Origin of the sequence: Amnibacterium endophyticum (assembly GCF_042680685.1) — a bacterium.
GTDB lineage: Bacteria > Actinomycetota > Actinomycetes > Actinomycetales > Microbacteriaceae > Amnibacterium > Amnibacterium endophyticum.
This window is the reverse complement of sequence record NZ_JBHUEA010000003.1, coordinates 1-26,292: the sequence shown is the minus strand read 5'-3', so window position 1 is coordinate 26,292 and position 26,292 is coordinate 1. Positions and strand designations below refer to the sequence as shown.

26 protein-coding genes and 1 pseudogene are annotated in these 26,292 nt (G+C 74.7%); 14 read left to right on the top strand and 13 right to left on the bottom strand.

Going from position 1 to position 26,292, the window contains the following annotated elements; translation table 11 throughout:
* Positions 1 to 32: 32 nt before the first annotated feature.
* The 3 genes from ACFSBI_RS02620 to ACFSBI_RS02610 form a co-directional block, all read right to left on the bottom strand.
* Positions 33 to 425 carry a VOC family protein gene (locus tag ACFSBI_RS02620; protein WP_377931750.1) on the bottom strand — a complete coding sequence of 131 codons (393 nt, stop codon included), beginning with the start codon at positions 423 to 425 and terminating at the stop codon, positions 33 to 35.
* Between the two features lie 37 nt (positions 426 to 462).
* On the bottom strand, positions 463 to 1,167 hold the full coding sequence (locus tag ACFSBI_RS02615; RefSeq protein ID WP_377931748.1) for a LuxR C-terminal-related transcriptional regulator: 705 nt from the start codon (positions 1,165 to 1,167) through the stop codon (positions 463 to 465).
* Between the two features lie 180 nt (positions 1,168 to 1,347).
* Positions 1,348 to 2,046, bottom strand: coding sequence for a phosphatase PAP2 family protein (locus ACFSBI_RS02610; RefSeq protein WP_377931746.1), 699 nt, complete (start codon positions 2,044 to 2,046; stop codon positions 1,348 to 1,350).
* Between the two features lie 107 nt (positions 2,047 to 2,153).
* Between ACFSBI_RS02610 and ACFSBI_RS02605 the strand changes: the two genes are divergently transcribed.
* From ACFSBI_RS02605 to ACFSBI_RS02595, 3 genes are all read left to right on the top strand, one after another.
* Positions 2,154 to 3,848: an AMP-binding protein gene (locus ACFSBI_RS02605; RefSeq protein WP_377931744.1), complete on the top strand. Its 1,695-nt coding sequence runs from the start codon at positions 2,154 to 2,156 to the stop codon at positions 3,846 to 3,848.
* A gap of 88 nt (positions 3,849 to 3,936) precedes the next feature.
* A complete protein-coding gene (locus ACFSBI_RS02600) occupies positions 3,937 to 4,098 on the top strand; it encodes a hypothetical protein (RefSeq protein WP_377931742.1) in 162 nt (53 codons plus the stop codon).
* Positions 4,099 to 4,114: 16 nt separating this feature from the next.
* Entirely contained in the window at positions 4,115 to 4,621 is a 507-nt protein-coding gene (locus tag ACFSBI_RS02595) for a GNAT family N-acetyltransferase (protein WP_377931740.1), read from the top strand.
* 39 nt (positions 4,622 to 4,660) lie between these two features.
* Here ACFSBI_RS02595 and ACFSBI_RS02590 read toward each other — a convergent pair whose 3' ends face one another.
* The 3 genes from ACFSBI_RS02590 to ACFSBI_RS02580 all read right to left on the bottom strand — a co-directional run bounded on the left by ACFSBI_RS02590 (position 4,661) and on the right by ACFSBI_RS02580 (position 6,633).
* Complete coding sequence (locus tag ACFSBI_RS02590) at positions 4,661 to 5,173, bottom strand: P-loop nucleotide/nucleoside kinase family protein (protein WP_377931738.1); 513 nt, start codon at positions 5,171 to 5,173, stop codon at positions 4,661 to 4,663.
* Positions 5,173 to 6,003 carry a GNAT family N-acetyltransferase gene (locus tag ACFSBI_RS02585; protein WP_377931736.1) on the bottom strand — a complete coding sequence of 277 codons (831 nt, stop codon included), beginning with the start codon at positions 6,001 to 6,003 and terminating at the stop codon, positions 5,173 to 5,175. The genes ACFSBI_RS02590 and ACFSBI_RS02585 overlap by 1 nt, the downstream gene beginning before the upstream one ends.
* A 174-nt stretch (positions 6,004 to 6,177) precedes the next feature.
* Positions 6,178 to 6,633, bottom strand: coding sequence for a DUF2000 domain-containing protein (locus ACFSBI_RS02580; protein ID WP_377931734.1), 456 nt, complete (start codon positions 6,631 to 6,633; stop codon positions 6,178 to 6,180).
* Positions 6,634 to 6,737: 104 nt separating this feature from the next.
* Between ACFSBI_RS02580 and ACFSBI_RS02575 the strand changes: the two genes are divergently transcribed.
* The 4 genes from ACFSBI_RS02575 (at position 6,738) to ACFSBI_RS02560 (ending at position 10,748) form a co-directional block, all read left to right on the top strand.
* A complete protein-coding gene (locus ACFSBI_RS02575) occupies positions 6,738 to 7,193 on the top strand; it encodes an Lrp/AsnC family transcriptional regulator (RefSeq protein WP_377931732.1) in 456 nt (151 codons plus the stop codon).
* A gap of 106 nt (positions 7,194 to 7,299) precedes the next feature.
* Positions 7,300 to 9,300 carry an aldo/keto reductase gene (locus tag ACFSBI_RS02570; RefSeq protein ID WP_377931730.1) on the top strand — a complete coding sequence of 667 codons (2,001 nt, stop codon included), beginning with the start codon at positions 7,300 to 7,302 and terminating at the stop codon, positions 9,298 to 9,300.
* Entirely contained in the window at positions 9,279 to 10,277 is a 999-nt protein-coding gene (locus ACFSBI_RS02565; RefSeq protein WP_377931729.1) for a LacI family DNA-binding transcriptional regulator, read from the top strand. The genes ACFSBI_RS02570 and ACFSBI_RS02565 overlap by 22 nt, the downstream gene beginning before the upstream one ends.
* Before the next feature lie 33 nt (positions 10,278 to 10,310).
* On the top strand, positions 10,311 to 10,748 hold the full coding sequence (locus tag ACFSBI_RS02560) for an SRPBCC family protein (RefSeq protein ID WP_377931727.1): 438 nt from the start codon (positions 10,311 to 10,313) through the stop codon (positions 10,746 to 10,748).
* Between the two features lie 85 nt (positions 10,749 to 10,833).
* Here ACFSBI_RS02560 and ACFSBI_RS02555 read toward each other — a convergent pair whose 3' ends face one another.
* Positions 10,834 to 11,721 (bottom strand): SDR family oxidoreductase, encoded by an 888-nt coding sequence (locus ACFSBI_RS02555; protein WP_377931725.1) that lies wholly within the window; start codon positions 11,719 to 11,721, stop codon positions 10,834 to 10,836.
* Positions 11,722 to 11,873: 152 nt separating this feature from the next.
* On the opposite strand from ACFSBI_RS02555, the gene ACFSBI_RS02550 reads away from it, so the two are divergent.
* The gene (locus ACFSBI_RS02550; protein ID WP_377931723.1) at positions 11,874 to 13,190 is read left to right on the top strand and encodes an MFS transporter; all 1,317 of its coding nucleotides are present in this window, start codon (positions 11,874 to 11,876) and stop codon (positions 13,188 to 13,190) included.
* A gap of 41 nt (positions 13,191 to 13,231) precedes the next feature.
* Here the strand turns inward: ACFSBI_RS02550 and ACFSBI_RS02545 are convergent.
* Positions 13,232 to 13,825 (bottom strand): annotated as a pseudogene (locus ACFSBI_RS02545) (phosphatase PAP2 family protein); the annotation flags it as partial.
* Positions 13,826 to 14,024: 199 nt separating this feature from the next.
* Between ACFSBI_RS02545 and ACFSBI_RS02540 the strand changes: the two are divergent.
* From ACFSBI_RS02540 to ACFSBI_RS02525, 4 genes are all read left to right on the top strand, one after another.
* Positions 14,025 to 14,873: a pyruvate, water dikinase regulatory protein gene (locus tag ACFSBI_RS02540; protein ID WP_377931721.1), complete on the top strand. Its 849-nt coding sequence runs from the start codon at positions 14,025 to 14,027 to the stop codon at positions 14,871 to 14,873.
* Positions 14,874 to 14,911: 38 nt separating this feature from the next.
* A complete protein-coding gene (gene ppsA, locus ACFSBI_RS02535) occupies positions 14,912 to 17,341 on the top strand; it encodes a phosphoenolpyruvate synthase (RefSeq protein WP_377931719.1) in 2,430 nt (809 codons plus the stop codon).
* A gap of 4 nt (positions 17,342 to 17,345) precedes the next feature.
* Entirely contained in the window at positions 17,346 to 17,912 is a 567-nt protein-coding gene (locus ACFSBI_RS02530; protein ID WP_377931717.1) for an adenylate kinase, read from the top strand.
* A 78-nt stretch (positions 17,913 to 17,990) separates the two neighbouring features.
* Positions 17,991 to 19,394 (top strand): MGDG synthase family glycosyltransferase, encoded by a 1,404-nt coding sequence (locus tag ACFSBI_RS02525; RefSeq protein ID WP_377931715.1) that lies wholly within the window; start codon positions 17,991 to 17,993, stop codon positions 19,392 to 19,394.
* A 23-nt stretch (positions 19,395 to 19,417) separates the two neighbouring features.
* Here the strand turns inward: ACFSBI_RS02525 and ACFSBI_RS02520 are convergent, their stop codons facing one another.
* The 3 genes from ACFSBI_RS02520 to ACFSBI_RS02510 all read right to left on the bottom strand — a co-directional run bounded on the left by ACFSBI_RS02520 (position 19,418) and on the right by ACFSBI_RS02510 (position 21,962).
* A complete protein-coding gene (locus ACFSBI_RS02520; protein WP_377931713.1) occupies positions 19,418 to 20,398 on the bottom strand; it encodes a pirin family protein in 981 nt (326 codons plus the stop codon).
* A gap of 132 nt (positions 20,399 to 20,530) precedes the next feature.
* A complete protein-coding gene (locus tag ACFSBI_RS02515; RefSeq protein WP_377931711.1) occupies positions 20,531 to 21,478 on the bottom strand; it encodes an acrylyl-CoA reductase family protein in 948 nt (315 codons plus the stop codon).
* Between the two features lies 1 nt (position 21,479).
* Positions 21,480 to 21,962, bottom strand: coding sequence for a pyridoxamine 5'-phosphate oxidase family protein (locus tag ACFSBI_RS02510; protein ID WP_377931709.1), 483 nt, complete (start codon positions 21,960 to 21,962; stop codon positions 21,480 to 21,482).
* Positions 21,963 to 22,074: 112 nt separating this feature from the next.
* Here ACFSBI_RS02510 and ACFSBI_RS02505 point away from each other — a divergent pair, with 112 nt between their 5' ends.
* Complete coding sequence (locus tag ACFSBI_RS02505; RefSeq protein ID WP_377931707.1) at positions 22,075 to 23,025, top strand: DNA-3-methyladenine glycosylase family protein; 951 nt, start codon at positions 22,075 to 22,077, stop codon at positions 23,023 to 23,025.
* Positions 23,026 to 23,044: 19 nt separating this feature from the next.
* Here ACFSBI_RS02505 and ACFSBI_RS02500 read toward each other — a convergent pair whose 3' ends face one another.
* Positions 23,045 to 24,241: a hypothetical protein gene (locus tag ACFSBI_RS02500; protein ID WP_377931705.1), complete on the bottom strand. Its 1,197-nt coding sequence runs from the start codon at positions 24,239 to 24,241 to the stop codon at positions 23,045 to 23,047.
* A 141-nt stretch (positions 24,242 to 24,382) separates the two neighbouring features.
* On the opposite strand from ACFSBI_RS02500, the gene ACFSBI_RS02495 reads away from it, so the two are divergent.
* Complete coding sequence (locus tag ACFSBI_RS02495) at positions 24,383 to 25,606, top strand: GAF domain-containing protein (RefSeq protein WP_377931703.1); 1,224 nt, start codon at positions 24,383 to 24,385, stop codon at positions 25,604 to 25,606.
* A 9-nt stretch (positions 25,607 to 25,615) separates the two neighbouring features.
* Here the strand turns inward: ACFSBI_RS02495 and ACFSBI_RS02490 are convergent.
* On the bottom strand, positions 25,616 to 26,292 hold a 677-nt coding region (locus tag ACFSBI_RS02490), incomplete at its 5' end, for a hypothetical protein (protein WP_377931701.1).

Sequence of the window (26,292 nt, the reverse complement as noted above, 5' to 3'; positions counted from 1 at the left end):
GGACCCTCCGGACGGATGCCGGACCCGACGCTTCAGGAGTCCGTCAGGCGGGCGAGCTGCAGCAGGTTGCCGCACGTGTCGTCGAGCACCGCGGTGGTCACGGGGCCCATCGCGGTCGGGGGCTGCACGAAGGTCACGCCCGCCGCCCGGAGGCGGTCGTACTCGGCCTGCACGTCGTCCACCTCCAGCTGCAGGAACGGGATGCCGTCGCGCACGAGCGCGGAGGTGAACGGCGGGACCGCCGGATGCGCCTTCGGCTCCAGCGACAGCTGCGTCCCGTCCGGCTGCTCGGGCGAGGCGACGGTGAGCCAGCGGTGCTCGCCGAGCGGCACGTCCGCCGCGACGACGAAGCCGAGCACGCCGGTGTAGAAGTCGAGCGCGCGCTGCTGGTCGTCGACGAACACGCTGACGGTCTGGATCCTCACGGCAGGTCCTGTCGCGACGGGGGCTGCTCCACGGTGCTCATCGCCCGGCTCCCGGGAGGGTGTCCAGGTCCTCCGCCCGGTCCGACGGCCGCTGCACCGCGTCGTGGTCGGGGGAGAGCCCGTTGCGGACGCCCCACAGCACCGCCTCGACGCGGCTCGTGACGCCGATCTTCCGGTAGGCCGTGCGGACGTGGGACTTGATCGTGTTCGCGGTCAGGTAGGTGATCACGGCGATGTCGGCGTTGGACTTGCCCTGGGTGATGAGCGCCAGGACCTCGGCCTCGCGGTCGGACAGCCCGGCGTGGCGCCCCGGCCAGTCGAGCGCCTCGTTCGTCTCGACCTCCACCCCCGCGGGGGAGAGGACGGTGCCGCCCGCCGCGACGTGCTCGATCGCCTCGACGAGCTGCAGCGCGGGGAGGCTCTTCGCGAAGTAGCCGCGGGCGCCCTGGTGCAGGGCGGCGTCGATCAGCTCGGGGGCCGTGTTCCAGCTGTAGATCGCGACGTGCCGGTTCATCGGGTTCGCGACCATCTCCGCGATGACCCGGTGCGCCGGCTCCTGCTGCGCGAACGTGTCGTAGAGCGCGACGTCGACGGGCTGGTCGACGCGGTGCTGCTCGAGCTCCTCGACGACCTCCACCCGGTCGCGGTACGGCTCGAGCATGCGGCTGAAGCCGCCGAGCACGACCTCGTAGTCGTTGCGGAGCGCGACGCGCACCGGCCGGTCCTGCGGGCTCCCCGCCATCGCTCCTCCTCCGAGCGGGGCCGCAGCGCCCACTCCTCCTCGATCCGCTCAGCGTCCCGGGTCGGGGATCGGAGCACCAAGCCGATCGGCGAAGCCTCAGATCTCTTCCAACCGAATCGCAGCCGCGATTGCTCGTGGTCAACCGAGCGCGAGCGGTTCGACCGCGCGCCGAACCGGCCCTCAGTGCTCCTGCGTCCCGAACCTCCGGCCGATCGCGTGGGCCTCGGCGCGGTCGCGACGCGCCCCGACCCGGGGCAGCACCGCCCGCACCCAGATCGCGTGCACGAGCGGGGCGACGGCCACCACCCAGACGATCGACGCGATCACGTCGGTCGGGTAGTGCACGGCGTCGACGGTGAGCAGCAGCGCGACCGCGCCCACGAGGATCGCGCCCAGGACGGCGACGAGCCGTCGCCAGGCGCCCGGGGGCATCATCAGGAGCGTCGTCATCACCACTGCGGTGACGAAGGCCATGTGCCCGCTCGGGTACGACGCGTCGACCTGGACCGGGTGGTAGGGCAGCGGCAGCTGCGCGGCGTCGGGGCGCGGACGGTGCACGAGCAGCTTCACCACCGCCACGCTGAGCCAGGACCCCGCGATCGTGACCGCGAAGGTCGCGGCGGTGGTCCACCTCCTCGTGACGAGCAGCAGCACGGCCGTGATCACCGCGGTGCCGATGATCGCTCCGACCGGGCCGACGACGTGGTACAGCAGGTCGCCGAGCGCGCCGAGGACGCCGTGGTGGTGCCGGTTCAGCGCGATCGACAGCGGCATCTCGAACCCGCCAGCGGCCTTCAGCACGAAGCCCGAAACCGCGACGATGACGACGACCGGCAGCGCGATCGCCGCGCGGCGGCCGATGCCGGGCTGCACATCCATGGCCCGAGGGTGACGGATCGGGGCGAAGGAGCCGCCAAGAACCGCGGGCGCGTTGCAGGTCGGAGCGCGCCGGGTCCCTCGTGCGCGGCGAGCGGCATGATGGCCGCATGGATGCCGACGGGGTCTTCCGCGCCAGCCGCGACCGCCTGATCGAGCTGCGGGACGACCACCGGAGGGCCGCGTCCGAGTTCCGGTGGCCGGACGTCGGACCTGCGTTCAACTGGGCGACCGACTGGTTCGACCGCATCGCGGCCGGCAACGAGCGGACCGCGCTCTGGATCGTCGAGGAGGACGGCAGCGAGCAGCGCCTCTCGTTCGACGGGATGCGGCAGCGCTCCGACCGGGTCGGCGGCTGGCTCGCGGCGCAGGGCGTGCGGCCCGGCGACCACGTCATGCTCATGCTCGGCAACCAGGTCGAGCTGTGGGAGTCGATGCTCGCCGTGATGAAGATCGGCGCCGTCATCCTGCCGACGACGACGGTGCTCGCATCCCACGACCTCGCCGATCGGGTCGAGCGCGGGCTCGTGAAGCACGTGATCGCGAACGCCGCCGACACCGGCAAGTTCGCCGACCTCGACGGCTTCACCCGCATCGCCGTGGGCGGTCCCGTCGACGGCTGGCTCGACTACGGGGAGGCGGCCGCCGCCGCGGCGCCGCTGCCGGAGGTCGCGGTCGGCAGCGACGACCCCTGCCTCGTCTACTTCACCTCCGGCACCACGAGCCGCCCCAAGATGGTCGTGCACACCCGCACCTCGTACCCGGTCGGGCATCTGACGACCGTGTACTGGATCGGGCTCCGCCCCGGCGACGTGCACCTCGCCATCAGCTCGCCCGGCTGGGCGAAGCACGCCTGGAGCTGCTTCTTCGCGCCCTGGAACGCCGAGGCCACCGTCTTCGTCTCGAACGCCGCACGGTTCGATCCGGTCGTGCTGCGGGAGCGGCTCGACCGGGCCGGCGTCACCACCTTCTGCGCCCCGCCGACCGTCTGGCGGATGCTGATCCAGGCCGACCTCCGCGGCCGGCCGACGGCGCTGCGGGAGGCGCTGTCCGCGGGCGAGCCGCTGAACCCGGAGGTCATCGACCGCGTGCGGGACGCCTGGGGCCTCACCATCCGCGACGGCTACGGGCAGACCGAGACGACCGCGACGATCGCGAACACCCCCGGCAGCCCGGTGCGCAGCGGTTCGATGGGCGTCCCGCTGCCGGGCGTCGCGATCGCGCTGGTCGACCCCATCAGCGGCCAGGAGGCCGAGGAGGGCGAGATCTCCCTGGACCTCGAGCAGGGCGCGCCGTTCCTGATGGCCGGCTACCTCGGCGTCCCCGGCACCGGCGCGGGCACGACCGGGCGCTACTACGGCACCGGCGACGTCGCGCGGCGCGAGGAGGACGGCGTCATCACCTTCATCGGCCGGACCGACGACATCTTCAAGTCCTCCGACTACAAGGTGTCGCCGTTCGAGGTCGAGAGCGCGCTCATCGAGCACCCGGCGGTCGCGGAGGCGGCCGTCGTCCCTGCGCCCGACCCCGTGCGGCTCAACCTCGCGAAGGCGTACGTCGCGCTCGCCGCGGGCTGGGCGGCCGACCGCGACACCGCCTTCGCCGTCCTGAAGCACGCCCGCGAGCGGCTGCCGCCGTACGAGCGGGTGCGGCGGATCGAGTTCTTCGAGCTGCCGAAGACGATCTCGGGCAAGATCCGCCGGGTCGAGCTGCGGCAGCGGGAGGCCGACGCGGCGGCCGCGGGCGAGCGGCTGCCGGACGAGTGGCGGGACGACCAGTTCCCGGAGCTGAAGGCCGGAGGTTGAGCCGAGATCGCCGCGCGGCCTCCGGATCCGCTGGTGCCCTGCGGCCGGAGGTGGGATGATCCGCGGACCGAGGGAGAAGGTGCGCACCATGTGGCGGAGACTGCGTCGTCTGCTCAGCTGGGACGGGTACCGGCGGCCGGGATCGAGCGTCACCGGCGAGGAGGCGCGCGACCAGGCGGCGCGTGACCGCGCCTTCGACGGTCGCAGCAGCGGCTCCGACACCGGCTACATGCAGCGCTTCGGGCGCTGACCGCGACGCGCGCCAGGTGAGCGCCCCTCGCGGCACGGGCGACGTCGATGCGGCGCCGGTGCGGGTGCGGGCCGCTGGAGCGGCCGACCACGAGTCCGCCGGTGCGCTCCGCTGGGCCTGGATCGTCGAGGAGGACGGCCGCTCGAGCGCGATGTCCCGGGCGGTGTTCATCGCGGAGTTCGCCGCCTGGGCGCAAGCGCACTCCGCGACGCACCGGTGCTTCGTGGCCGAGGCGGACGCGGAGGTCGTGGGGATGGCGTGGCTGGCCGTCACGGACCGGGTGCCGAGCCCTCGCGCACTGCAGCGCCGGACCGCGGACCTGCAGAGCGTGTACGTGCTGCCGGCCTTCCGCGGACGCGGGGTCGGGACCCGGCTCATCGAGGCGGCGGTGGACGCAGCATCCCGCGAGGGAGCCGAGCGGCTCGTCGTGCACAGCAGCCCCGGCGCCGTCTCCGCCTATGCGCGCGCGGGGCTGCAGGCGTCCGAGCTCCTTCGCTCCCGCGCGCTGCATCCGGTGGAGTAGCGCCGCCGTCGGTCCGTCGACCGCCCCGGCCTGCCGGGCTCAGCGCAGCCCCGCGAGCACCTCCTCGAGGCTCGCGGAGAGCGGCTGCTCGGTGTCGACGAGGACGTGCCGGCCCGGGAAGGCCGAGTACGCCGCGATCGGCTCGGGTCGCTCGAGCTGCTGCCGGTCTGCCTCGGCGTGCGCAGGATGACGCGGGCGGATGAGGATGCGGGTGCGCCGGGTGGCCGCGGACGCCCGGCAGAGCACGCGGACGACGTCGAGGTCGTAGGCGCGCTGCCATCGCCGCAGGAGCTCCGGGGCGTCGGACCCGTGGAAGGTGGCCTCGGCGATGAGGTCGACCCCGTTCGCGATCTGCTGCTCCACGAGGGTCAGGAAGATCTCGTAGGAGCGCGGGGTGACGACGCCCGCGTCGTGGAGGGCCGCCTTGATCGCGTCCTTGTGCAGGCAGGCGATGCCGAGCCGGCGCGACAGGGCGTCGGCGAGCACCGTCTTACCGCTTCCGCCCGTGCCGCAGACGACGACGAGCCGCGGGGGCGGTGCTGCGGAAGACATCAGGGGTGCCCGCCGGGCGATGCGATCCAGGGCGTCGTCGTGGCGACCGCGGTCATGCCGAGTCGTTCGAGGATCGGGCGGCTGTCGTCCGACGCGTCGACCCAGAGGTGACGGACGCCGAGCCGCTGCGCGTGCCGGGCGCGGACGGCGACGAGGGACCGGTACACGCCCCGCCGTCTCCACGCGGCGAGCGTCGACCCGCCCCAGAGCCCGGCGAACCCGGTTCCGGGCAGCCGGACCAACCAGGCGGTGCTCACGGCGCGGCCCTCCACCTCGGCGACCCAGATCGCGACGTCGTCGGGCGCCGAGCGCAGCCGATCCTCGAGGTCCTCGGCGAGCCAGGACCAGTCCTCGTCCCACACCTCGCTCTGCAGCGCCGCGATCGCCTCGAGGTCCGCCCGCAGCCGCACCCGTCGCAGCCCGACCCCGTCGGGAGGGGCGCCGGCGTCGGTGAAGGTGCCGGTCGGGCCCACGAGCACGGTCTCGGTCGGATCGGCGACGAGCCCGTGGCGCCGCAGCGCCGGGACGAGCGCGGGGTGGTCGTGGCTGTAGGCCTTCCACTCGAACCCCTCGCCGTGGCCGGCGAAGAAGGCGACGGTCGACGCCACGGCATCGTCGACCTCGTCCTCCGAGAGGCCGTGCAGCCCGTCGGTGAAGGCGAAGCCGCGGTGCGGGGTGCGGACCCGCAGCACGCGATCGGCGGGGAAGGCGGACCAGCCGTCGGGGAGCCGGCGCGCGATGCTGCCGCGGACCTGGCGGTCGTGCTCGAGGAGCAGTCGTCGCGCGGCCGGCGACGGGGCTGCGGGCGGGTGCGAGGGGTGCGTGTGCACGGGATGTCCTCCGTGTGGGAGGCGCGGCCGGAGCGTCAGCGCCGGTCCGCGCGAGGGCGTGACGGGATGAGGCGTGCAGCCGGCATGGCCTCACCCGTTCGTCTCCCACACCCGCAGCGGACCCGCAGGGGTGCGCACACTCTACGCAGCGCCCGGTCGAGCTCCGCGGTACGGTCACGCGAGCAGGTCGAGCCCCTTCGTGAGCCGATCGACGCGGTTCTTCGGGCCGACGAGGCTGACGGCCAGGAGCGGGTCCGCGCCATCGATCCGGACCTGCTCGAGGTAGTCCGCGTACACGCGGGTCGCCTGGGCGGCGGTCGGCATGTCGGCGACGAAGACGTCGTCGCTGCCGGACGCGCGCCGTCGCAGCTCGGCCAGCTGCTCCGCCGTGCCGCCGAGCACCGAGCAGCCCGCCCACGGCAGGCCGGGGTGCGCGGCGCCGTCGGGGTCCTCCGCGTCCGGGCCGAGCAGGCCGGCGACCCGGTCGGCGGTCGCGGCCGCGACGCAGATCGCGGCGTTCGCGGCCCGACCGGCGGGCAGGGCGGCGTCCAGGACGACGACCCACTTCAGCCGCGCCGCCCGCGTCGGGGCGTCCAACGCGATCTCGTCCGGCTCGAACCCCACCGTCATGTGCTCCTCCTTCGTCCTGCGATCCGCAGGGGACGGTAGCCCGACGCTCGACGCTCACGGGTCTGAGCCGGACGACGTGCGGCAAATGGGTGAGAATGGCGGACGTGGACGCGATCGACGCCGCCATCCTCCGGGCGCTGCAGGACGATGCACGGCAGACCAACAGGGCCGTCGCCGCCGCGGTCGGCGTCTCGCCGACGACGGCGCTGGACCGCACCCGGGCGCTTGTCGAGCGCGGGGTGATCCGCGGCACCAGCGTCGACGTCGACCCGGCGGCGATCGGCCGCGGCGTGCAGGCCCTGATCGCGATCCGCATCCGGCCGCCGTCGCGCGACCGCATCGAGGCGTTCCGCGACTGGGCCGCGGGCCGCGGCGAGGTCCTCGGCGTCTTCGTCACGGCCGGCACCGAGGACTTCACCCTGCACGTCGCCGTCGCCGACAACCAGGCCCTCTACGCCTTCGTCGTCGACGAGCTCACCTCGCGGCGCGAGGTCGCCGACGTGCGCACCTCCGTCGTCTACGAGCACCTCCGCAACCGCAGCCCCGGTCCCCTGCGCTGATCGCGGCGGCTCGGCGGTTCGCGCCTCCTATCGGCTAGAACGCCGAGGGCTCGAGCGGTAGTGTCGGGTCCGGTCGTGAACGTTCACGGCGGAGTGGAGGACGACGATGTCGACACAGGACCAGCACGGTGCGGGGTGGGCGGTGCTCGGCCCCGGCGGGATCGCGCGCACCTTCCTCCGCGACTTCCACGCGGCCGGCGGGGCGATCGTCGCCGTCGGCAGCAGCGATCCCGGCAGGGCGCGGGCCTTCGCGGACGAGGTCGAGGCCGCGGGGTGGCCGGACGTCACGGCCGGCACCTACGAGGAGGCGCTCGCGGACCCCCGGGTGACCGCCGTCTACGTCGCCACCGTCCACCCGGGGCACGCGGACCTCGTGCTGAAGGCGATCGAGGCCGGCAAGGCGGTCCTCTGCGAGAAGCCGCTCGCCGTCAACCACGGCACCGCGATGGTGCTCGTCGACGCCGCCCGGCAGGCCGGCGTGCCGCTCGTCGAGGCGTTCGTCTACCGCTTCCACCCGCAGACGGCCGCGCTCGTGGACCTGATCACCGGCGGTGCGATCGGCGAGGTGCGGCACGTCGACGCCTCCTTCGCCTTCCGCGCCGAGGAGCGCACCGGGCGGCTCTACGAGCAGGCGACCGCGGGCGGCGGGATCCTCGACGTCGGCTGCTACCCGCTCACCTTCGCCGCCCTCGTGGCCGCCGCCGCGACCGGCGTGCCCGTGGCCGAGCCGACGGAGCTGACCGCGTCCGGCACGATCGGCCCGACCGGGGTCGACGAGTGGGCGGTCGCCGACCTCGTCTACCCGGGCGGCGTCACCGCCACGATCCGCACCGGGGTGCGGGTGCAGGACGTGAACGACGCGACGATCGTCGGCTCCCGCGGCCGCATCCACCTGCGGCTGCCCTACGCCGTCGGCGACACCCCGACGATCGAGATCGCGGTGACGGACGAGGAGCCGCGCTCGCTCGAGTTCCCGCACGACGCGCCCTACGCGCTCGAGACCGCCGCGACCGCCGCCCTGATCGGCACCGGCGCGGTCGAGGCCGCCGAGATGACGCTGGACGAGACGCTCGCCGCGGCCCGCACCCTCGACCGGTGGCGCGCGGCGATCGGGCTGCGCTACCCGTTCGAGGCGGAGGATGCCGACATCCCCACCGTCTCCGGCCTCCCGCTGTCGGTCGACCCCGACGCGGCCATGCCGACCGGGGAGATCCCGGGTCTCGGCAAGCGGATGTCGCGGCTGATCATGGGCGTGGACAACCAGCCCGACCTCGCCCACGCCTCCGCCCTCTTCGACCACTTCGTGGAGCAGGGCGGCAACGCCTTCGACACCGCGTACATCTACGGGCAGGGCGATCTGGAGCGGCGGCTCGGCAGGTGGATCGCGAACCGCGGCATCCGCGAGGACGTGGTCGTCATCACGAAGGGCGCGCACACGCCGCACTGCGACCCCGCGTCGCTGACGAGCCAGCTGCTCGAGAGCCTCGACCGGCAGGGCACGGACTACGCGGACGTCTACCTGATGCACCGCGACAACCTCGACGTGCCGGTCGGGGAGTTCGTCGACGTGCTCGACGAGCACGTGCGCGCCGGGCGCATCCGCGTCTACGGCTTCTCCAACTGGGGGCTCGACCGCTTCGACGAGGCGGTGGCGTACGCGGAGGCGAACGGCCGCGTGCTGCCCTCGATCCTGTCGAACCACTTCGGGCTCGCGGAGGCGTACGACGTGCCGTGGGAGGGGTGCCGCCACGTCACGGACCCGGCGTCGAAGGCGTGGCTGGAGGAGCGGCGGGTGCCGCTGCTGCCCTGGTCCAGCCAGGCGCGCGGGTTCTTCGCGCGGGCCCGGCCGGGCTTCACCGGCGACGCGGAGCTCGTGCGCTGCTACTACAGCGACGCGAACTTCGAGCGGCTCGCGCGGGCGACCTCGCTCGGGCAGGAGCTGGGTGTGCCCGCCACGGCGGTCGCCCTGGCCTACGTGCTGGCGCAGCCGTTCCCGACGTTCCCGCTGTTCGGGCCGCGGTCGATCGCCGAGGCGCGCTCCTCCATGCAGGGGCTCACGATCCGGCTGACGCCCGAGCAGGTCGCGTGGCTGGACCTGCGCGACTGAGCGGCCCCGGCGGCCGCGCGACGATCCTCGACGTCGCGGCCGCCGCGGGCGTCTCCCGGCAGACGGTGACCCGGGCGATGAACGGGATGCCGGGCATCAGCGCGACGACCCGCGAGCGGGTGCTGGCCGCGGCGGAGGCGCTGCAGTACCGGCCGTCGCGCTTCGGCCGCGGGCTCGTCACCGGCGGCGAGCGGCAGCTGGGCCTCGTGGTCGACGACCTCCGCAACCCGTACTCCCCGGCGCTCGCGGCCGCCGTCGTGCGGCGCGCGGCGGGGCTCTGCTGGAACGTGCTGCTGGCGGACGCGGGGCTCGCGGGCGACGCGGGTCGGATGCTCGAGGCCCTCGGCGCGCAGGCCGACGTCGTGGTGGGCTACCTCGGCGGCCGTGCGGCCGACTGGGTCGACCGCGTCGGCCCCGTCCCGGTCGTGCTCCTCGATCCCGCCGACCCGGGTGATGCGCCCTCGGTGGTGCTCGACCGGTCGGCCGCGGTCGAGGCGCTCGCCGACCACCTGCGGGGCGTCGGCATCGTGAGCGCCGCGGTGCTGGACCCGAGGACCGGGCCGCCGAGCCCCCGGGGCGCGCTGCTCGAGTCGGCGTGCACGCGGCGCGGCATCGCGGTGCGGATCGTGCCCGACGTGGCGATGACCGCGGAAGGTGCGGCGGACGCGACGACGCGGCTGCTCGCCGACGGGCCGCGGCCCGACGCGGTCCTCGCCTTCAACGACGTGATGGCGCTCGGCGCGCTGTCGGCCTGCCGTCGCGCCGGCGTCGACGTGCCGGGCGACGTGCGGGTGACCGGCTTCGACGGCCTCGACCTCGGGGGACTGGTCGCGCCGACGCTCACGACCCTCGCCGTCGACCTGGACGAGGTCGCAGCGGCCGCGCTCGACCTCGCGGTCGCGCTCGCGGACGCCGCTCCGCTCCCGACCCCGCAGCGGACGGTCCAGCACCACCTGCTCCTGCGCGAGTCGGCCTGACCGCTGTTGGGAGCGCTGTCCTAGCGTCGGGACATGCCGCACGAGCGCGAGGTCCCGAGCCGCCACGTCGGGCAGGTCGTCCACGCTGATCCGTCGGCCGTCTACGACTTCGCGTCGGACGTCGCGAACCTCCCGGTCTGGGCCTCGGGGCTCGCGACGAGCGGGGTCCGCGTCGAGGGGGACCACCTCGTCGTCGACTCCCCGATGGGCTCGGTGCGCGTGCGGTTCGTGGCGCGCAACGCGCTCGGGGTGCTCGACCACGACGTGACGCTCCCGTCGGGGACGGTCGTGCACAACCCGTTCCGAGTGCTCCCGCACCCCGATGGGTCCGAGCTGCTCTTCACCGTCCGGCAGATCGAGCTGACGGACGAGGAGTTCGCCCGAGACGTCGAGACGGTCCGGCAGGACCTCGAGCGCCTCGCGCGGCACATCGAGTCACTTGGCAGTGCGGCCGACCCGCTCACCGGCTGAACGTGCGGAACGCGGACTTGCCGCTTCTTGCGGGCGACACGCCGCCAAAGTCGCAAGAAGCGGCAAGTCCGCGGTGCACGCGGGGTCAGAAGACGGGCATGCCGCCCGCGATCGCGACCGTCGAGCCCGTCTGGTAGCTCGACTCCGGGCTGACGAGGTGCACGTACGCGGCCGCGAGCTCCGCCGGCTGGCCCGGGCGGCCGAGCGGCGACCCCTCGCCGAACGACGACACGGTCTCGGCGTCGTCCGAGCCCGGCTGCAGCGGCGTCCACACCGGCCCGGGCGCGACCGAGTTCACCCGGATGCCCTTCGACGCCAGCTGCTGCGCGATCGCCTGCGTGAAGATCTTGATCGCGCCCTTCGAGACGGCGTAGTCGACCTTGTCCGGCGACGGGGTGGAGGCCTGCGTCGAGCCCGTCGTCACAATCGTCGACCCCGGCTCGAGGTGCGGGACCGCGGCCTTCGTCAGCCAGAACAGCGAGTAGATGTTCGTCTTGAAGGTCGAGTCGATCGCGTCCGTGTCGAGCGTGAGGATGTCGTCGTTGCTCTTCATGCGCCCGGCGACCATCACGAGGGTGTCGAGGCCGCCGAGCTCGTCGACGCCCTTCTGCACCAGGTCCTTGCAGTACTGCTCGTCGGAGATGTCGCCCGGGAAGAGGATCGCGCGACGCCCCTCGCCCTCGAGCAGGTCGCGCACCGCCTCGGCGTCCTCCTGCTCGTCCGGCAGGTAGGACAGCACCAGGTCCGCGCCCTCGCGCGACAGCGCGATCGCGGCGGCGCGGCCGATGCCCGAGTCCGCGCCCGTGACGATGCCGCGATAGCCGGTGAGCCGCTCGCGGCCGACGTAGCTCTGCTCGCCGTGGTCCGGCTCCGGGTCCATCTTCCACGCGGCCCCGGGCAGCGACTGCTCCTGCTTCGGGAACGGCGGCGCGGGGTACATCGTCTGCGGGTCGCGCTTCTCGTACTGGCTCATGCGGCGATCCTCCGACCCTCGGCATCCACGCGGACCCGGAACGAGGCGCTGGACGACGGGCTCCCAGCCATCGTGCGGGGGACTCCCGGTCGACGGGGTGGTCGCGGCCGCCCGGGATGCACGGAGGCGCCGCCCCGTAGCGTCGCTCCGCGGTGGTCGACGACGAGAGCGGTGCGGCGCCGTCCTCCGGTCCCGCGGACGGCGGGCTGCCGCCGGTCGACCCACCACCGCCGGCCGACCCCGTCGCGCCGCCGCTTCCTCGACGCGCACGTCGGCTGCCGACCGGCGGCACCTGGACGGGGATCGTCGCCGCCGGCGGGGTGCTCGCCGCCTTCTCGGCGCCGGGCCAGACCGCCGGGCTCTCCGTCTTCACCGACCCGCTGATCGCCGAGCTCGGGGTCAGCCGGACCGCGGTGTCCACGAGCTACGCGATCGGCACGCTGATCGGCGCCGCCGTGCTGCCGCTCACCGGCCGGGCGCTCGACCGCTTCGGCGTCCGGCGCATGGCCGTCGTGATCGGGGTCGTCTTCGCCGCCTTCCTCGCCGGACTCAGCGTCGCGACCGACATCGTCGGTGTCACCGCCGGCTTCGTCGGGGTCCGGATGGCGGGCCAGGGCGCCCTCTCGCTCGCCGCGACCACCCTCGTCGCACGCTCCATCACGGAGCGGCGGGGGCTCGCGCTCGGGATCGCCTCCGGCGTCGGCTCCGGCGGCATCTCGCTGGCGCCCGTGCTCGTCGAGTCCCTGATCGGGGCGGCCGGCATCCGCACCGCCTGGCGGCTCGAGGCGCTCGCGGTGCTGGTCGTGGTCGTCGGGATCGCGCTGGCGCTGCCTCGGACCCGGAGGCCGGCCGTGATCGACCGGCCCGCCGAGGACGCGCCGCTCGAGTGGACGCTGCCCCAGGCGGTGCGAACCGGCATGTTCTGGGTGATCGCCTCGGGGCTCGCGACCTCCGCGATGATCGGGACCGCGCTCGCGTTCCACCAGATCTCGGTGCTCGGCGCGCAGGGCCTGACACCGGCCGAGGCCGCGGTGAACTTCCTGCCGCAGACCGTCACCGGCATCGCGGCGACCCTGCTCACCGGCGCGCTGTCGGATCGGATCGCGCCGAAGTTCGGGGTGACGATCTCGATGGTGACGCTCGCCACCGCGATGCTGCTGCTGCCCGCGGTGGCGCCCGGTTGGACGGCGCTCCTCTACGGCCTGGTGCTCGGGGCCGCGTCGGGCAGCCTGCGCGGCATCGAGGCGGCCGCTTACGTGCGCTACTACGGCGCCGGCAACATCGGCGTGATCCGCGGCGTGTCCACGGGCGTCGGCCTCGCCTCCACCGCGTTCGGGCCGATCCTGCTCGCGCTCGGGCACGACCTGACGGGGGAGTACGTGCTGCCCGTGCTCGCAGGCGCCGTGCTCCCCGTCGCCGTCGCCGTGCTCTCCGTCTTCGCGCGCGCTCCGCGCCACCCCGGCGGCTGACGGCGCGACCGGAGCACCGCGGCCGCGATCGCGAGGCCGAGCAGGGTCGTCGCGGAGCCGAGCGCCGCGCCTGCGACCACGTCGCTCAGCCAGTGGGCGTGCAGCACCGTGCGGCTCCACGCCATGAGCACGGGCCAGAGCGCCGGCAGGAGGCGCCACCGCCCCTTCAGCAGCAGCGCCGACACCAGCACGGCCATCACCGCGGCGTTCGCGGTGTGCCCGGAGGGGAACGACTGGTGCCAGCCCAGCGCGCTGTCCGGCCGCGGCCGCCCGGCGGTCAGCTTCACGGCGAGGACCTGCAGCTCGCTGACCGCGACGATCGACCCCGCGGCGATCGCCCACGCCCGCCCGCGGCGCCGCAGGACCAGCCGGACGACGCCGGCCGCGACGAGCAGCGCGGGCACGCCCGTGCCGACGATCGCGAGCAGCGCGGACAGGTGCCGCCCGAAGGCGCCCGCGGCGGGGCGGGCGAACGCGTCCCAGGCGAGGTCGACGGCCCCGGTGCGCCACCAGCCCAGGCGGTAGGCGATCGCGCACGCCCACACGAGCGCGATCACGGCGATCGCGCACGCCCACACGAGCGCGATCACGGCGATCGCGCTGCGGCGGACGAGGGCGGGCGGGGCGGGGCGCATCCCGCCACCGTCCGCCGCGGGCGCCAAGAGAGGACGGAGGATCCTCGCTTCCGAGGATCCTGCGCAGCGACGCTCAGCGCGCACCCATGGTCGGCACCCGCGACCCATCGCCGGAGCGCACGGTTGACGGATGCAACCGGAGGGCCCTTCGGCGTAGCATCGGCCCGAGCCGCGATGACGCGGCCCGGCAGGAGCGGCCGTGACGGTGCAGCAGGAGTCCCCGGCGGAGACGCCGCAGGCCGACGCACCCGTGCCCGTCTACTTCGTCGCGGAGTCCACCGGCATCAGCGCCGAGGCCATGGGCAACGCCCTGCTCGTGCAGTTCCCGGGCATCGTCTTCGAGCGCAAGCGCATCCCCTTCATCCACTCGATCCAGGACGCACGCCGCGCGGTCTCGATCCTCGACGCCGCCATGGACGGACCGCGGCAGCCGATCGTCTTCACCACGATCGCGGACGACACGATCCGCGCCGTGCTCGGGATGAGCCGCGCGCCGATCATCGACTTCGTCACGAGCCACCTCGGGCGGCTGGAGGACCTGCTCGGGACGTCCGCGCTGCACCTCGCGGTGCAGGCCCACGGCCTCGGCGACCAGCGCCGCTACGACCGCCGCATGAAGGCGGTCGAGTACGCGATCGAGCACGACGACGGCGAGAGCATGCGGCAGTACGCCGACGCCGACGTGATCCTGCTCGCGCCGTCGCGCTGCGGCAAGACGCCGACGACCATGTACCTCGCCCTGCAGCACAGCGTGTTCGTCGCGAACTACCCGCTGGTGCCGGAGGACCTGACCGGCCTCGACCTGCCGGCGCCGGTGGCGACGCTGCGCACCCGCTGCTTCGGCATCCTGACGACGCCGGAGCGGCTGTCGCAGGTCCGCAACGAGCGCAAGCCCGACAGCACCTACAGCTCGATCGAGCAGTGCACGTGGGAGCTGAAGCGCGCCGAGAAGCTCTTCCGCGCCCAGCGGATCCCGACCGTGAACTCCTCCGCCAAGAGCGTCGAGGAGATGTCGACCGTGATCCTCCAGCATCTCGGCCGCACCTGACCCCGAACCCGGAACCCTCCACGAGAAGGAGCTCGACGATGAGCATCACCGAGACCGCGCCGACCGCGCACCGCACCCCGAGCGGCGACGACGTCCGCTGGTTCGCCGATCTGGGGCTGCCCGACCTGGAGCAGGTCGGCGGCAAGAACTCCTCGCTCGGCGAGATGATCGGGGCGCTGTCGGAGCTCGGCGTGCGGGTGCCGAACGGCTTCGCGACGACCGCCGACGCGTACCGCCGGTTCGTCCGCGGGGAGCTGTCGGAGAAGATCGACGGCCTGCTGCGCGACCTCGACGTCGACGACGTGGAGGAGCTCGCGCGGGTGGGCAAGCGGATCCGGGAGGCGGTGCTCGAGCAGCGCTTCCCGGAGGAGCTGGAGTCCGCGATCCGCAGCGCCTACGAGGAGCTGTCCGGCGGCAGCGACGAGGTCTCGTTCGCGGTCAGGTCCTCCGCCACCGCCGAGGACCTGCCCGACGCGTCCTTCGCGGGGCAGCAGGAGACCTTCCTGAACGTGCGCGGGATCGATGCGATCCTCACCGCGATCCACGAGGTGTTCGCCTCCCTCTACAACGACCGCGCGATCGCGTACCGGGTGCACCACTCCTTCGCGCACGACGTCGTCGCCCTGTCGGCCGGCGTGCAGCGGATGGTCCGCAGCGACGTCGGCGCCTCGGGCGTCATGTTCACGATGGACACCGAGAGCGGCTTCACCGACGCCGTCTTCGTCACCGCCTCCTACGGCCTCGGCGAGGCGGTCGTGCAGGGGGCGGTGAACCCGGACGAGTTCTACGTCTACAAGCCGGCGCTCGAGGCGGGCCGGCCCGCGATCCTGAAGCGGCAGGTCGGCGGCAAGGCGATCAAGATGGTCTACACGGAGGACCGGACCGTCGGGCGCACGACCGAGTTCGTCGACGTCGACGAGGCGGACCGCGGCCTGCTGTCGATCACCGACGACGAGGTGCTCGAGCTCGCGAAGCAGGCGATGACGATCGAGGACCACTACGGCCGCCCGATGGACATCGAGTGGGGCAAGGACGGCGTCGACGGCCTGATCTACATCCTCCAGGCGCGGCCGGAGACGGTGCAGTCGCGCAAGGACGGCACGACCTCGAGTCGCTACCGCCTGGAGGGGAAGGCGTCGGGCCGGAGCGTGCTCGTGGACGGCCGCGCCATCGGCCAGAAGATCGGCGCGGGCCCGGTGAAGGTGCTGTCGTCGATCGACCAGATGGCCTCGTTCGAGAAGGGCCAGGTCCTCGTCGCCGACATGACCGACCCCGACTGGGAGCCGATCATGAAGCGCGCGAGCGCGATCGTCACGAATCGCGGCGGGCGCACCTGCCACGCGGCCATCATCGCCCGCGAGCTCGGCATCCCCGCGGTCGTCGGCACGGGCTCGGCGACGACGGACCTCGCCGACGGCCGAGAGGTGACGGTGTCGTGCGCGGAGGGCGACACCGGCTTCGTCTACGACGGCGACATCCCGTTCTCCGTCGAGGAGACGTCGCTCGGGTCGATGCCCGACATCCCGGTGCAGATCATGATGAACGTCGGCACCCCCGACCAGGCGTTCGCGTTCTCGCGGCTGCCGAACAGGGGCGTCGGTCTCGCGCGGCTGGAGTTCATCATCAACCGGCAGATCGGCATCCACCCGAAGGCGCTGCTCGACCTCGAGCGCGACCCCGAGTCCGTGCCCGAGCCGGTCCGCAGCGAGATCCAGGAGCGGATCAAGGCGTACTCGAGCCCGCGGCAGTACTTCGTGCAGCGGGTCGTCGAGGGCGTCTCGACGATCGTCGCGGCGTTCGCGCCGCAGCCGGTGATCGTGCGGCTCTCCGACTTCAAGAGCAACGAGTACGCGAACCTCGTGGCCGGCGAGCTGTACGAGCCGCACGAGGAGAACCCGATGATCGGCTACCGGGGCGCCTCCCGGTACCTGTCGGAGGACTTCGCGGAGTGCTTCGCCATGGAGTGCGAGGCGATGAAGATCGTCCGCGACGAGATGGGGCTCACGAACCTGAAGCTGATGATCCCGTTCGTACGCACCCTCGACGAGGCCGCCGGCGTGATCGACCTGCTCGGCACGAACGGGCTGCAGCGCGGCGAGAACGGCCTGCAGGTGATGATGATGTGCGAGCTGCCGTCGAACGCCGTGATGGCCGACCGCTTCCTCGACCACTTCGACGGGTTCTCGATCGGGAGCAACGACATGACGCAGCTGACGCTGGGCCTCGACCGGGACTCCGCGCTCGTCGCGGCCGGCTTCGACGAGCGGGACCCCGCGGTCAAGCACATGCTCGGGCTCGCGATCGAGGCGGCGAAGGCCCGCGGCAAGTACGTCGGCATCTGCGGCCAGGGCCCGTCGGACCACCCCGACCTCGCCCAGTGGCTGCTGGAGGCGGGCATCGACACCATGTCGCTGAACCCCGACACCGTCGTGGACACGTGGCTGGCGCTCGCCGGGCAGAAGGCCTGAGCCCGTGCGGCTGCTGATCATGGGGCCGCCGGGCGTCGGCAAGGGCACCCAGTCCGCGATCCTCGCGAGCGGTCTCGAGATCCCCGCGATCTCGACCGGCGACATGTTCCGGGCGATGCAGGCGTCGCAGAGCGAGCTCGCCCGCGAGGTGCGGGACGTGATGGCGTCCGGCCGGTACGTCGACGACGCGCTGACCAACCGGATCGTCGTGGAGCGGCTGTCGCGCGCCGACTGCGCCGAGGGCTTCCTGCTCGACGGGTACCCGCGCACGCTGCCGCAGCTCGACTTCCTGCACCGCTGGATGGCGGAGCAGGACACCGAGCTCGACGCCGTGCTCGTGCTGGAGGCGGACGAGGAGACGACGGCGCGCCGGATGGCGGCGCGCGCGGCGCTCGACGGGCGGCCCGACGACACGGTCGAGGCGTTCCGGGTGCGGCTGCGGGTCTACGCGGAGCAGACCAAGCCGCTGCTCGACGTCTACGACGAGCTGCAGCTGCTGCGCCGGGTCGACGGCACCGGCACGGTGGACGAGGTCGCGCAGCGCGTCTTCGCCGCCCTCCGCCCCGCCTAGGTCCGTTTTGAAGGTGATCCGGTCCCTCGCCCGAGGTGTTCCGGGGCTGGGGGACCGGATCACCTTCAAAATGGACATGTGGGCGAGCGGCTGCTGATCCTGTCCGCCGGCGTCGGGTCCGGGCACAACAGCGCGGCGGAGGCGCTGCGGCGCGTGGCGGCGCAGCGGCCGGACGTCGACGAGGTGCGGGTGCTCGACGTGCTGCAGGTGTCGAGCGTGCTGTACCGCGACCTGCTGTCGAAGGGGTACTTCGTCCTCGCGGACGGGGTGCCGTGGCTGGTCGAGTGGGGCTACGACGTCAGCGACCCGCCCTTCCGCCGCCGCGGCCCGATCGACCCGTGGACGCGCGCGAACGCGCTGCCCGCCCTGCGCGAGATCCGCCGCTTCGCCCCGACCGCGATCGTCTGCACCCACTTCCTGCCGGCGGGCCTCGTCGCCTCCCTGCTGCTGCGCGGCGCCCTCACCGCCCGCACCGCGGTCGTCACGACCGACTACGACTTCCAGGGCCTCTGGCTCACGAGCGCCTTCCACGCCTTCTTCGTCGCCCGGGACGAGGGCCGGGTGCAGCTGACGAACCTCGGGCTGCCGGGCGACCGGATCACCGCCTCCGGCATCCCGATCACCGCCGCACCGCCGGTGCCGGTCGAGGACGGCCCGCCGATGCTGCTGATCAGCGCGGGGGCCGCGGGCGGCGACTACGCCACCGCGGTCGTGCGCCAGACGCTGCACATGACCGCCGACTTCACCGCCACGGTGGTCTGCGGCCGCAACGAGGAGCTGCGGGCCCGCATCGAGCAGCTCGTCGCCCCGCGCCGCGACCGCTACCGGGTGCTCGGCTACACGACCGAGATGCCGTCGCTGCTGCGGCGCGCGTCGCTCTTCGTGGGCAAGCCGGGCGGCCTGTCGGCCTCCGAGTGCATGGCCGCCGGGCTGCCGATGGTGCTCGTGAACCCCATCCCGGGCCAGGAGGTGCGCAACGGCGACTACCTGCTCGAGCAGGGCGCCGCGGTGCGGTGCAACACCGCCTCGACGATCGGCTGGAAGATCGACCGGCTGCTCGCCGAGCCGGGCCGGCTCGCGCGGATGAGGGACGCGGCGGCCGAGACGGGCCGGCCGGACGCGGCGGAGCGGGTGCTGGGCACGCTGCTGGAGGGCGCTCGGCGGCCCCTCGTGATCACGCGGGCCGCGCAGAAGACCGTGCTCGGCGCGAGCGGGCGCAAGGTCGTCGCGACCGACCTGACCGGCCCCTCGGCGCTCGCCCGCCTCGTCGAGCCGGAGCGCGGCGACACGGTGGCGCTGGTCCGCGCGAGCGAGCTCGACGACCTCCGCGACCGGTACGGCGCCGACGACGGCCGCCTCGTGCTGCGCCGCAGCGGCCTGCGCGTGCTCGCCCGACTGGGCTGGGAGGCGCAGCGCCTGGTTGGCGCCGTCCTCGGCGGCGACGGCGAGCTCGAGGTGGCGGTGGAGGACCTGCACGCCTGAGCGCGCCGCAGGGCGGGCGTCGGTCAGCTCCGGCGGCGGGGGCGCAGCCGCACGGTCGGCAGCTCGGGTGCGGGCAGCACGGCGTCCCACGCGTCCGGGTGCGGGCCGAAGCGCCCGTCGGCCGAGCCGCTCGTGCGCTGCTGCTCCACCTGCTGCTGCCAGTCCGCCCGCGCCGCCACGACCTCGTCGTGGGTGCGGCCGACGAAGTTCCACCACATGACCACGTCGTGCGGGAAGGGCTCGCCGGCGAGCACCAGCAGGCGCAGCTTCGTCGGTCCCGCCGTCACGACGACCTCCGAGCGCCCGGGCGGCAGCGCGATCAACCCCGAGCGGCCGGCGCGGATGCCCTCCGACTCCGCCTCGCCGAGGTCGACCAGCAGCCCGACCTCGAATGCGGGGTCCATCGGCGCCCGCCAGGTGCGGCCGGCGGCGATGCGCACCTCCGCCCCGATCAGCGGGGACGGCGCGTGCGGCGCGCCCGTCGAGCCCAGCCAGTCCCCGACGAACACCCGCACCTCGGCGCCGTCGTGCACGAGCACCTGCGGCACCGCGTGCTGCAGCGCGCGACCGCCCTCCGCGGCGCCGTCCGGCAGCGCGAACCAGAGCTGGGCGCCGTGCACCACCGTCGTGCCGGCCGCGGAGTGCTCGGAGTGGGCGACGCCGCGGCCAGCGGTCATCAGGTTCACCTCGCCGGGGCGCACCACGACGGCGGCGCCGGTCGTGTCGCGGTGCTCGACCTCGCCCTCGAACAGCCAGGTGACGGTCGCGAGCCCGGTGTGCGGGTGGCCGGGCACGTGCATCCCGCCGCGCTCGGCCAGGTCGTCCGGCCCGTAGTGGTCGACGAAGCACCACGCGCCGATCAGCGAGCGCGACCGCTGCGGCAGGGAGCGCTGCACCCGCATGGCGCGAGGGCCGCCGAGCGGCACCTCCCGCGGCTCGAGCAGCTGCGCCGGCCCGCCCGCCGCGCAGTCGATCAGGTCCGGATCCCGCTCCGTCACGCTCATGCCCGGCATCCTCCCCCGCCCACGACCCCTCGCGGATCCGCAAGAACTGCCCGACACGCCGGGCTCCGGCGTCGAACCACGGCGTGTCGGGGCGGAATCGCGGATCCGCGGGAGGACTGCGGATCCGCGGGATCAGCGGGTCGGGTCGACGAGCACGCGGCCGCGGACGCGGCCGGCCAGCACGTCGTCCGCGGCGGCGGGCACGTCGGCGAGACCGATCTCGCGCTCGACCATGCGGTCCACGTGTGCCGGGTCGAGCCGGGACGCGAGCAGGTCCCAGGCCGCCAGCCGCAGCGTCGGCACGAGGTCCACCGAGAAGATCCCGGTCAGCGTCACGCCGCGCAGGATGAAGGGCAGCACCGACCCCGGCAGGTCGGCGGAGGCGGCGAGCCCGCAGGCCGCGACCGCGCCGCCCGGCACCGTCTGCGCGAGCGCGTTCACGAGCGGCGCCCCGCCCAGGGAGTCGACGACGGCCGCCCACCGCGCGGTCTGCAGGGGTCGCCCGGGCTCGGCGTCGAGGCGCGGCACGACCTCCGCGGCCCCGAGCGCCCGCAGGTGGTCGCCGAGCTCGTCCCCGCGACCCGTCGCCGCGTGCACCTCGCGGCCCGAGGCGGCGAGCAGCGCGATCGCCCAGCCGCCGACCCCGCCGCCGGCGCCGGTGACGAGCACCGGCCCGTCCGGGATCCCCGCCCGCTCGAGGGCGAGCACGGAGAGCGCTGCCGTCACGCCGGCGGTGCCGATCGCAGCCGCGCCGCGCAGCCCGAAGACGTCCGGCACGGGCACGGCCGTCACGGCCTCCACGGCGACCTGCTCGGCGAGCCCGCCGTCGCGGCGCTCGCCGAGCCCGGCCCCGGTGACGACGAGCGCGTCGCCGTCCGGGGTCGTGCCGGCGACGTCGATCCCGGGGACGAGGGGGAGGGAGCGCAGCACGCCCGGGCGGCCCGCGACCGCGAGGGCGTCCTTGTAGTTGAGGGACGACCAGGCCGCGTCGAGCAGCACCTCGCCGTCCGCCGCCTCGGGCGCCGGCCGGTCCTGCAGCGCGGCGGGCTCGCCCTTGTGCTCCGCGACCAGCCCGCGCACGTCAGCCCTCCAGGTCGACGATCTTCGACTCGCCGACGTTCGGCCTGCCCCCGCCGACCGCGGCCCGGGCGTACTTCAGCAGCACCACGGGCGTCGGGCTCGACTGCGCCCACAGCTCCGCGGAGTGCGCGGTCACCTTCAGCAGCGCGACCTTCGGGTCGTCGCGCCCCTCGCTGAACCACGCCTCGGCGCCGGTGTCCCAGAGCTCGTCGATCTTGGCCTGGTCCTTCACCACCTCGGCGGCGCCCGACAGCGACACCCAGCCGTGACCGGCCTCGAGCGCGACGTTCACCTCGGGGTGCTCGCGCACCTCGTCGGTCTTGTGGGACGGGTCCTCGGTGAAGAACCACAGGTCCCCGTCGAAGTCCCGGTCCTGCATCGCCATCGGGCGGCTCACGAGCCGTCCCTCGAGGTCGGTGGTGGTGAGGATCGCGATGCGCGCCTTCTCCACCAGGTCCTTCAGCTGCTGCTCGTCGTCGGCCATGCGGGGCACGGTACGACCCGCACCCGCGAGCAAGCCGCAGACGCCGTCCCGCGAGGGTACGGGAGCGATCACGGGCGCGGACGACACCCGTGTGATTCGTATCCTGGTCGCCGTGGCGGGCACGGCGACGGCGGAGGCGGAGGCGCTGACCACCGTCTACGCCCCCGCGCAGCCCGTCGACCTCGTCGCGACCGTGCGGGTGCTCCGCCGCGGGCGCGCCGACCCGACCTTCCGCCGCGAGCCCGACCGGCCCGTGATCTGGCGCACGGTCCGCACCCCGGCGGGCGCCGCGACGCTGCGGCTCGCGCAGCACGCGGACGGCTCGGTGCACGCGCACGCCTGGGGCGCCGGTGCCGAGTGGGCGATCGACGGGGTCCCGGAGCTCTGCGGCGACGGCGACGACTGGCCGGACCTCGACCTGTCGAGCGCGCCCCGGCTCGCGGAGGCCCGGCGCCGCGCGCCCGGGCTCCGGCTGACGCGGTGCCGGCTGGTGTTCGAGATGCTGCTCGCCGCGATCCTGGAGCAGAAGGTCGCCACGATCGACGCCCACCGCTCGTGGGCGTGGCTCGTCACGCGGCACGGGGAGGCCGCGCCGGGGCCCGCGCCCGCGGGCATGCGGGTGTGCCCGCCGTCGGAGCTCTGGCGCCGCGTGCCGTCGTGGGACTGGCACCGCGCGGGCGTCGACCCCAAGCGGTCCCGAGCGGTGATGGAGGCGACCCGGGTCGCCCCGGGCCTCGAGCGCACCCTCGAGCTCGGGCGCGGCGGCGCCGAGGTCGCGAAGCGGCTCCGCAGCGTGCCGGGCGTCGGCGTCTGGACCGCCGCCGAGACGACGCAGCGCGCGCACGGCGACGCCGATGCGCCGAGCATCGGCGACCTGCACCTCCCCGGGATCGTCGGGCGCGCCCTCGCCGGGCGGACGGTCGAGGACGAGGAGATGCTCCGGCTGCTCGAGCCCTGGCGGGGTCACCGGCAGCGGGTCGTCCGGCTGATCCTCGCCTCCGGTGCGGGCGGTCAGCCGCGCCGCGCGCCCCGCCTCGCCCCGCAGGACCACCGCTTCCACTGAGCCGTCGGCCGAGCCGGCGTCAGCCGCCCCGCAGCCGGCTCCGCGTCCACAGCTCCCGCTCGACGCGGCCCGCGAGCACGTGCAGCTCGCCCAGCTGCGCGGGCGCGATCGTGCGCGGCGACGCGTCCATCACGCAGAGCGCGCCGATCCGGTGGCCGTCGAGCGAGTGGATCGGCTCGCCCGCGTAGAAGGCGACGGGCTCGCCCTGCACGAGCGGCGCCTCCCCGCCGAACCGGGGGTCGAGCCGGGCGTCCGGCACCACGGTCGCGGCGTCCCGCAGCACCGTCTGCCCGCAGAACGCGAGGTGCCGCGGCGCCTCGCCGAGCACGGAGCGCGTCGACGCCCGCTGCCAGACCCGGTCGCCGTCGACGACGGTCAGGTAGGCCGCGGCGGCGCGGTACGCCGTGCGCGCCTGCCGCACGATGCCGTCGAGCAGGCCGTCCCGCGCGTCGGCCGTGAGCCCCAGGGCGTCGACGGCGTGCTGCCGGGACTCCTCGTCCTGCGGCAGCTCGCGGAGGGCACGGGGTGCGTCCGCCCGCCCGTCCTGCTCCGCCGCGAGCAGGGCGGGCAGCAGCCGGTCCGAGATCGTGCCCGCCCAGGCGCGGTAGTCGGCGGAGGCGAACTGACGTCCCCAGCCGAGCGGGCTCGCGGGCACGGCGAGCTCGCCGAACCCGATGCGGCCCTCGCCGCAGACCTCCTTCGCGACCTGCGCGAGCCGGCCCGCGCCCGCGCCCGCGCGCAGCCGCTTCAGACCCGAGGCGGACACCGCGACCATCGAGCGCGACGAGTCGAGCACGAGCAGCGGGGCGGAGGGCGCCGCCACCGCCTGCAGCGTCCGCGTCAGCGCCTCGACCTCGCGCGACCAGGCCGTCCTGCCGACGTGCTGCAGCCCCTGGCGCTCGCCGAGCACCACCACGACCCCGTCGTACCGCGGCAGCCCGACGCCGTGGAGCCGCGCGAGCGCGGCCGAGCCCGTCGGGTCCTCCTCCACGACCACGTCGAGGTCGACGCCCCGCGCCCCGTCCTGCACCAGGCGGTCGGCCAGCCGGCCCGGCAGCCCGCGCTCGTGGTCGAGCAGCCCCCACCCGACCAGGGCCCCGCCGCCGAAGAGCAGCACCTTGAAGGGATGCCGGCCCGGACGGCGCAGGGGCATCAGCGCGTCGGGACGGACCTCGAGGGAGGCGGCACGCTCCGCCACCGGTGCTGCGAGGACCACGCCCACCTCCACTCCCACTCGGACACGGGAATCCTGCGCGGGGATCTCCCGCCTGCTGAGCCCCAGTCCCGGGGTGCGAACGCGTGCACACCCCGGGACTGGGGCCGCGGGCGGGCGGCCGGCTGCGCCATGGTCGCCCCCATGACGGAGCGACCGCGCAGGACGGGACTCGCCGGGCGAGCCGCCCGGCTGCGCTGGGCGCTGATGCACCACGGCCGCCGCGGGCTCGTCCGGCCCCTCGACGCGCCCGTGGTGCGGGCCGAGGCGGGCGACGACCTCACGCGCGTGCTGCTGGTCGGCAACGGGCTGGTCCACGGCTGGGGGGTCTCGAGCCACCAGCTGGCGCCGACGGGCGAGCTGGCACGCGGGGTCCGCACGCTGACCGGCCGCGCCTGCGAGGTGGTCTACGTCGGCGACGCCGCCATGAGCGCCGCGACCGCGGCCGACTGGGTCGCGGGTCGCGCGGCGGACGGCTACGACTGCGCGGTCGTGGCGATCGGCTCGAACGACGCCCTCGCGCTCACCCCGGTCGCGGAGTGGGGCGACCGGCTGACGGCGCTGCTCGACGTCCTGCGCGACGGCCTCGGCCCGGCCGCGCCGATCGTCGTGGCGGGCGTGCCCGAGGTCTACGTGGCGGCGCGGATCCGATCGCTCGGCCCGCTGGCGGCCCGGCACGCCCGTCGTCTCGACCTGGCGACCGAGCGCGTCGCGGCGTCGCGCCCGGGCGTGGCCTTCGTGCCGGCGGGCGGCCTCCGCGGGCTCGCCGGCGGCGAGCGCGTCCACGACCTCTACGGCCGCTTCGCGACCCCGATCGCGGTGGCCGTCGCCTCCCTCGCCGGTCGCGGCGCGAGCGGTGCGGAGCCGGAGCGGTTCGAGCGGACCCACACGGCTGCGGTCGTCGACGCCGCGCGCTGGCAGGAGCTGCCGGGGCTGCAGCGCATCGTCGAGCGGGCGAAGGCGGAGTTCGGCGCGGACGAGTCCGCGGTCACGCTCCTCGACGGCGACCGCACCTGGCACGTCGCGCACACGGGCTCGGCGCCCGCGTCGATGCCGCGGTCCCTCAGCTACTGCGAGGCGGTGGTCGAGACCGGCGACCCGCTCGTCGTGGAGGACGCGCGGCGCAGCACCCGCTTCGCGGACAACGCCTTCCTGCAGCTGATCCACGCCCCGTTCTACGCGGGCGTGCCGATCCGCGACGGCGCCGGCACGCCGATCGGGGCCTTCTGCCTGATGGGCGGCTCGCCGCGGAAGGCGGGCTCCGTGGACCTCGAGCGGCTGCGCGCGCTGGCCGGCGAGGCGGAGGCGCTGGTGCGCGCCGCGGCGGCCCGGCCCGCCGACGTCGCCGACGGAGCGGCGCCCCGCTGATCGACCGGATCAGTCCCGGTCGTGACGCGCCCGGACGGGCGTCGCGGCGAGGCGGCCGGCGACCCTGGCGCGGGCCGTGCCGCCGCCGTCGATGATCTCCTGCAGCTCGGCGGGGCGCAGCGGCGTCACCGAGACGAGCGCGACCTCCCCCGCCGAGGTCGCGACCGCCTGCGGCAGCGTCGGCTCCGGCAGCCCGAGCAGGACGCCGACGCGGTCGTCGCCGGAGCGCCAGCCGGTCGGCGCGGGCACGCCCGCGAGCGCCATGGACAGCGTGCCGTAGCGCTCCAGCTCGGCGGGCAGGTGCAGCCCGCTCGCCCGCACCCGCCGGGCGACGGCCGCCAGCAGCGCGAACCGCCACGAGTCCGTGCCGGCGTCGGGGTCGACGATGAACACCTCGGCCCCGGGACCGAGCGCCGCCACCCCCTCCCCGGCGTGCAGGCCGTCGGTCGCGAGCAGCGGGTCGCCGTCCTCGGGGCGCACGAGCAGCCAGCCCTGGTTGCGGGTGCCGGGCGGCGCGCTCAGCGGGGCCTCGAGCTCCTCCACCTCGCCGACGGAGGACCAGGCGTCGCGCAGCGCCCCGTCGGTGGCCCCGCCCTCGTCGTCGGGATCGATGCGCGGCACGGGCGCGGTCTCGGTGCCGCGCGTGCCCGCCGGCGGCCCGGCTCCGACGCCTGGCCGCCGGCGGG